A 7,042-nucleotide genomic window follows, 5' to 3' on the forward strand; every position below is an offset into this window, starting at 1 on the left:
CGGTGTAAGCAGGACTAACAACATGTACAAGCGATACCCGTCGGTGCAGTCCATGAGTGCATTTATCCACGCAGCGCGCAGTGGCAGTTTCTCCAGCGCGGCGCGCAAGCTCGACTTGACGCACAGCGCGATCAGCCAGCAAATCCGCGCGCTCGAAGAATTCATCGGCCAGCCGCTGTTCGTGCGTGAAGGCGGCGGCAGCAACCTGACCGATGCCGGGCAGTTGTTTGCCAGCGTGCTGGCGGACGGTCTGGCGCAAATCGATCGAGCGCTGTCCTCGGTGAAAAACCGCAGCGTGGCGCAGCGCCTGACATTGGACGTCGACAGCGAACTGGCACAGAGCTGGCTCAATCCGCGCCTGCCGGAACTGCTCGACGGACTGCCGGATTACGAGGTGACGCTGCTGTCGATGCCGCGCAGTGATCGCGGCAGCTTCGAGCGGGTCGATCTGGCGTTGCGTTACGGCTATGGCGATTGGGATGACTGCGAGATGACGCAGATCTGCGGCGATCGGGTGTTGGCCGTGGCTTCGCCGGCGCTGCTTGAGCGCTATGGTCTGCAGTTACCGCTGAGCCCGGAGCAGATTCTGCAGTTGCCGCTGTTGGGGTATACGCGAAGGTCGTGGATTCCGTGGCTGGATGCGGCCGGGATGCCGCCGGTAGAGCCAGCGGCGCGGGTGATTTTCGATAATGCGGCGAACCTGATTGCGGCTGCCGAAGCCGGGGTGGGCGCCGGACTGGTACGCGGATTACTCGCCGCCGATGCGTTGCGTGGTGGACGGCTGGTGGCGTTGAACGAGGCGCAGATTGCTGCGCATTACAACCTCTACGCGGTGTGGCCGCATGGGCAGGCCGAGCGCGTGGCGCCGGTGGTTGAGGTGATCAGGCAGTTGGCTGCGCGTACACAGTCCTGACGCCTTCGCGAGCAAGCCCGCTCCCACATTTCGAGCGCATTCCTCCGCTGAAATGCATTCCCCCTGTGGGAGCGGGCTTGCTCGCGAAGAGGCCCCATCAGTCACATCACTGTTGAATGACACTCCGCCATCGCGAGCAGGCTCATTCCCACATTTCGAGCGCATTCCTCCCGCTGAAATGCATTCCCCCTGTGGGAGCGGGCTTGCTCGCGAAGAGGCTCCATGGGTCACATCACTGTTAAATGACACTCCGCCATCGCGAGCAGGCTCACTCCCACATTTTGAGCGCATTCCTCCGCTGAAATGCATTCCCCCTGTGGGAGCGGGCTTGCTCGCGAAGAGGCCCCATCAGTCACATCACTGCTGAATAACACTCCGCCATCGCGAGCAGGCTCACTCCCACATTTCGAGCGCATTCCTCCGCTGAAATGCATTCCCCCTGTGGGAGCGAGCCTGCTCGCGAAGGGGGCGGCACATTCACCACAAAAACCAAAACCATATCGCCCAAGTATCACCACCGCGCCCAATTAATATTGTACGAACCCCTCCCCCCTTTCCAATACTCGCCCTCAGCACCCACCCACCCGGGCCGGATGCGAACAGGCGAGGGAATGCGCGAGTGCTGCGCATAGAAATGGCCGATAGCCCGGGGCGTGGATGCCGAGAGCCGCAAGGCTCCCTTCCCCGCTATCAGGAGATCGACTTCAATGATCATCGATATCAGCTGCTATCCCACGGATCTCGTGGACCTCGCCTGGAGGCATGACGGTGACCCGTTCACCGGCGAGCGTCTGCTGGAGATGATGGATGGCCCGTACATGGTCAACGGCAAACCTCGCCGTATCGACAAAGCCTTCATCCAGCCGCCGCAGGGCAACACCATTTACACCTGGACCGACGGCGAACTCTCGGGCCGTGAATCCATCGACGCCTACATGGCCTACACCCTGAAAATGGTGCAGACCTACCCGGATCGTTTCATCGGCTGCTTCGTCTACAACCCGCGCTGCGGTGTGGAAAACGGCGTCGAGGCGATCGAGCGCTACGTCAAGGAGCACGGTTTCAAGATGGTGCAGATGCAGGCCAATATGCACGCCTACCGGCCTGATCGTGCACTGGACTGGGTGCGCCCGTGCTTCGAGAAATGCGCCGAACTGGGCATCCCGGTCAAGCTGCACACCGGTGACGGGCCGTACAGCATCCCGTCGGAATGGGTGCCGATGATCAAGGAATTCCCCAACGTGAATTTCATCATGGCCCACTTCGGCGTGCAGACCGGTGGGGTCTACGTATTCGAACCGATGCAATGGGCGATGGAACTGCCCAACGTCTATTGCGAATCGGGCTGGTGCCTGCAATCGCGGATCGTCGAGTTCGCCAAGGTCCTGCCGACGCACAAGATCCTCTTCGGCACCGACACCCCGCCGAACGAACCGGGCATGTGGCTGCGCCTGCTCGAAGTGTTGTGCCACGAGCCGCCGCAGGGCCTGAACCTCGACGAAGACACCCTCGAGGAATACCTGGGCAACAACACCGCGCGGATGATCGGCCTCGAGCCAACCGCACCGCCGCGTTCCGTTTCCGAAGCAGAGGCGCAACTCAAGCGCCCCGTCACCACGCAACTGGCCAGGAGCTGAACCGATGATCATCGACACCCATCTGCACCCCACCAACCTGGTCGACGAGGCCTGGCGCCACACCGGCGAACCGTTCACCGGCGAGCGCATGCTCAAGCTGATGGACGGCCCGTACATGATCAACGGCAAACCGCGCCGCATCGACATGGGCTTCATCCAGCCGCCACCGGGCAACACCGGCTATCGCGACGGCAACCGCCGGGGCCGCGAGGGCGTGCGTGACTACATGTCGTACGTCGCCGAACTCTGTGTGAAGTACCCGGATCGCTTCATCGGCAACTTCAACTTCAACCCGCGCTGGGGACCGGAAAACGGTGCGGCGGAGCTGGAATTCCACATCAAGGAATACGGCTTCAAGATGCTCAAGCTGCACGCCAACATGCACGGCTATCGCCCGGACCGGGCGCTGGACTGGTTGCGTCCGGCGATGAAAGTCTGCGCCAAGTACAACATCGTGGTGCTGATCCATACGGGCGATGGCCCGTACACCATTCCGACGATGTTCTACCCAATCATCCGCGAGTTCCCGATGGTCAATTTCATCATCGGCCACTTCGGCATCCAGACCGGCGGCAACTACTCGTTCGAGGCGTTCTGGATGGCGATGGACACGCCGAACGTGTACTGCGAATCCGGCTGGTGCTTCCAGTCGCGGATCGTCGAATTCGCCAAGGAACTGCCGCGCAACAAGATCGTGTTCGGCACCGATTCGCCGCCGAACGAACCGGGCATGTGGCTAAGGGAGCTTGAGGTGCTGTGCTCACCGGCACCGCAAGGGCTGGGCATCGATGAGGATCATCTGGAGGACTACCTGGGCAACAACATCGCCCGGTTGTGCGGGATCGAGCCGACGCCACCGCCCAAAGACCTAGTTGAGGCCGACATACGCCTGACCACCACGTACCTCTGATACCGCTGTTCGCTGAAGCCATGCTGACCCCTTGTGGCGAGGGAGCTTGCTCCCGCTGGGTGGCGAAGCCGCCCCAAAGACGAAGGCCTGCTGCGCAGTCCAGCGGGAGCAAGCTCCCTCGCCACAGGGATCTCCTCAGCACCTAAGTGAACAGTAGAGGCAACACAGCGACTTTACAGGCACGAAGATGACCCGTCGTTCCCTCGACCGGCAGGCCAACGGCTGCTCGATCGAACGCCCTCTCACCCCTGCGTGCCTGCTTTTTACGAGGTGAAACCATGACCCGTTCGACGCTCGGCGACACGCAGGATTTTCACGTTTTCATCGACGCCTATCGCCGTGAGTACCCGGACGATGTGCTGACCATCACCCAAGCGCTTTCTGCCGATCAGGACGTCACTGCCCTGGTCGATGCCCTGGCCGCACAGGGCCGTGATCCGTTGCTGATCTGCGAAAACGTCGGCGGCCTCAAGGTGCCGGTAGCGACCAATCTGTTCGCCTCCCGCACCCGTATTGCCCGGTTGTTCGGTGTCACCCCGGCGCAATTGCACGAAACCTTCCAGAGCCGCGCCAACCAGCCCATCGCCCCGCGCTACGTGGCAACCGGCCCGGTGCTTGATGAAGTGTTCGAAGGCGAAGCCGTGGATCTGGCGCTGCTGCCGATGCTCAAGCACTTCGACAGCGACCGCGGCCCGTACATCACCAACGCGATCATCATCGCCGAGGACCCGCTGACCGGCATCGCGAACATGAGTTACCACCGCTCGATGCGCCACGCCCGCCAGTCCCTGGCGACCAGCCTGCACTCGCGCGGACACCTGTGGCGGATGCTGCAGACCGCCCGTGAACGCGGTGAAGAACTGCGCGTGGCGATGGTGGTCGGCGCACATCCGCTGTTCATGCTCGCGGCGGCGGCGCGTTTGCCCTACGGCAGCGATGAACGCGCCGTCGCCGGCGGCTTATTCGGCGCGCCGCTGGAACTGGTCAAGACCCCGCGCTACGGCATTGGCGTACCGGCATACGCGGAGTTCGTCCTCGAAGGTGCCATCGATCCGACGGCCTACGCCGAAGAAGGCCCGTTCGGCGAGTTCAGCGGTTATTCCTCGGATCGCTCGACCAACAACGTGCTGCGCGTCGACACCCTGCTACGGCGCAAGGACGCCTGGCTGGTGGACGTGATGGGCGGCCGTTACGCCGAACACCTGACCCTTGCGCGGCTACCGCGCGAAGCGGAAATGAGCGAAAAACTCAAGGCGCGCTTCCCTGCCGTCACCGCCGTGCATTACCCGAATTCCGGCACGCACTTTCATTGCTATGTGGCGCTGGATCAGAGCCGCGACGGCGAAGCGCGGCAGATCATGCTCGCCCTGCTCGGCTGGGACCCGTACCTGAAAAGCGTGATCGCGGTGGACAGCGATATCGACATCACCGACGACAGCCAGGTGTTGTGGGCGCTGGCCACGCATTTCCAGCCGCATCTGGATATTTTCGTGATCGACGGTTTGCCCGGCAGCCCACTGGATCCGTCGTCCTCGGTCAACGGCACCACCTCGCGCATGGGCCTGGACGCCACCCGTGGCTCGGGCTTCGACGGGATCAAGGCGCAGCTCGATCAGGACGTGCTCGAACGTGCCCGGCAACTGCTCAAAGGGCTGGCATCGTGAACCGCCAGCGGCTGGTGGTTGGCATCAGCGGCGCGTCCGGCTTCATCTACGGCGTGCGCCTGCTGCAATTGCTCGCCGAACTGGACATCGAAAGCCACCTGATCATCAGCCGTGCCGCGCTGCTGACCATGGCCCATGAAACCGACTACAAACTGGCCGAGGTCACCGCGCTCGCCAGCCAGTACCACCGCGCCGATGACGTCGCCGCCGGGATCGCCAGTGGCTCGTTTCGCTGCCTGGGCATGGTGGTCGCGCCGTGTTCGATGCGCACGCTGGCGGAGATCGCCACCGGCACTTCGTCCGGGCTGATCGGCCGCGCCGCCGACGTCACCCTCAAGGAGCGCCGCACGCTGGTGCTGATGGCCCGCGAAACGCCGCTGACCCTCGCCCACCTGCGCAACATGACCGCCGTCACCGAGATGGGCGGGATCATCGCGCCGCCAGTGCCGGCGTTTTATGCCCGGCCCGAGAACCTTGCGCAGATGGTCGATCACAGCCTCGGCAGAGTGCTCGACCTGTTCGGCCTCGATGCCGGCGTTGCCACCCGCTGGAAAGAACACCGAGAACCCTGTGGGAGCGGGCTTGCTCGCGAATGCGGTGGGTCATTCAACAATGATGGTGGCTGACCCACCGCATTCGCGAGCAAGCCCGCTCCCACCCAGAGCAAATCCGCGTCCATCAAGGAGCTTCACATGAACACCCCCTTCAACGCCCCAACCCCCAACACCAAAATCCCCGTGACCATCCTCACCGGCTTCCTCGGTGCCGGTAAAACCACCCTGCTCAACTACATCCTCAAGGAAAACCACGGGCGCAAGATTGCCGTGATCGAAAACGAGTTCGGCGAGGTCGGCATCGATGGCGATCTGGTGCTCAGCTCCGAGACCGAAGAAATCTACGAGATGGTCAACGGCTGCGTGTGCTGTACCGCCGAGGTTCGTGAGGATCTGGTGCGCATCGTCCGCGAGCTGGTGGCGCGGCCGGTGCGTCTCGATCACATCCTGATCGAGACCAGCGGTCTGGCCGATCCGTACCCGGTGGCGCAGAGCTTTTTCATCAATGACCCGATTGCCGAGGAAGTCGAACTCGACGCGATCGTGACCATGGTCGACGCCAAGCACATCGCCCAGCACCTGGAAGATCTGCAACTGGATGGCGCCGATAATCAGGCGGTGGATCAGATCGTCTGCGCCGACCGCATCGTCATTAACAAGGTCGATCTGGTCAGCAGCGACGAGGTGGAAATCCTGCGCGGCAAGATCCGTGGCTTGAACGCCACGGCGGATCTGGTGACCTCCACTCATGCACAGATCGACCTGACGAAAATCCTCGGCATCGGCGCGTTCGAGTGCACGCAGAAGCTCATGGAAATCGGCGCTGAACCTGAGCATCACGACCATGAACACCACCATGAACAAGCCGACCATGAACACGACCCCAGCGTGTCATCGGTGGGCATCGCCGTGGACGGCGCGGTCGACCTGATGGCGTTCCATCGCTGGATCAGCGAGCTGCGCTCCTCGCAGGCCGACAACCTCTATCGGATGAAAGGCGTGCTCGCTGTGGCCAACGAAGACCAACGCTACGTGCTGCAAGGCGTGCACAGCCTGGTGGAATTTCGCGCCTCGACCGCGTGGGGCACGGAGCCTCGCTCGAGCAAGATCGTGTTCATCGGCCGCGACCTGGATCGCGCGGCGCTGAACCAGGGCTTTGCCGCCTGCCTGGCAGGCTGAACAAGGCATCGGAGCCGGTGGATGGCGGCTTCGCAGCACGAATGACTGATGCCGTTTTTTGAACAACACAACACCTGTGGGAGCGGGGGTGTGGGGGGGGAGGGGGGGGGGGGGGGGAAGGGGGGGGGGGGGGGGGAGAGAGGGGGGGGGGGGGGGGAGGAGGTGTTTGTTGTGGCGTGTCCTCG

The 7,042-nt window shown here is 62.8% G+C and carries 6 protein-coding genes; all 6 read left to right on the forward strand.

The window, feature by feature from the left end:
* The first annotated feature begins 22 nt into the window (after positions 1-22).
* The 6 genes from AC27VU_RS13425 (at position 23) to AC27VU_RS13450 (ending at position 6,857) form a co-directional block, all read left to right on the forward strand.
* Positions 23-913 (forward strand): LysR substrate-binding domain-containing protein, encoded by an 891-nt coding sequence (locus tag AC27VU_RS13425; protein WP_201137937.1) that lies wholly within the window; start codon positions 23-25, stop codon positions 911-913.
* 707 nt (positions 914-1,620) lie between these two features.
* A complete protein-coding gene (locus AC27VU_RS13430; protein ID WP_201137938.1) occupies positions 1,621-2,550 on the forward strand; it encodes an amidohydrolase family protein in 930 nt (309 codons plus the stop codon).
* 4 nt (positions 2,551-2,554) lie between these two features.
* Entirely contained in the window at positions 2,555-3,460 is a 906-nt protein-coding gene (locus AC27VU_RS13435) for an amidohydrolase family protein (RefSeq protein WP_003224037.1), read from the forward strand.
* Between the two features lie 278 nt (positions 3,461-3,738).
* Positions 3,739-5,124 carry a UbiD family decarboxylase gene (locus AC27VU_RS13440; RefSeq protein ID WP_003224035.1) on the forward strand — a complete coding sequence of 462 codons (1,386 nt, stop codon included), beginning with the start codon at positions 3,739-3,741 and terminating at the stop codon, positions 5,122-5,124.
* A complete protein-coding gene (locus AC27VU_RS13445; protein ID WP_400497598.1) occupies positions 5,121-5,750 on the forward strand; it encodes a UbiX family flavin prenyltransferase in 630 nt (209 codons plus the stop codon). The genes AC27VU_RS13440 and AC27VU_RS13445 overlap by 4 nt, the downstream gene beginning before the upstream one ends.
* Before the next feature lie 66 nt (positions 5,751-5,816).
* A complete protein-coding gene (locus AC27VU_RS13450) occupies positions 5,817-6,857 on the forward strand; it encodes a CobW family GTP-binding protein (RefSeq protein WP_488724252.1) in 1,041 nt (346 codons plus the stop codon).
* The last annotated feature ends 185 nt before the right edge of the window (positions 6,858-7,042 follow it).

This window comes from Pseudomonas sp. 14P5.3.2 (genome assembly GCF_057799175.1).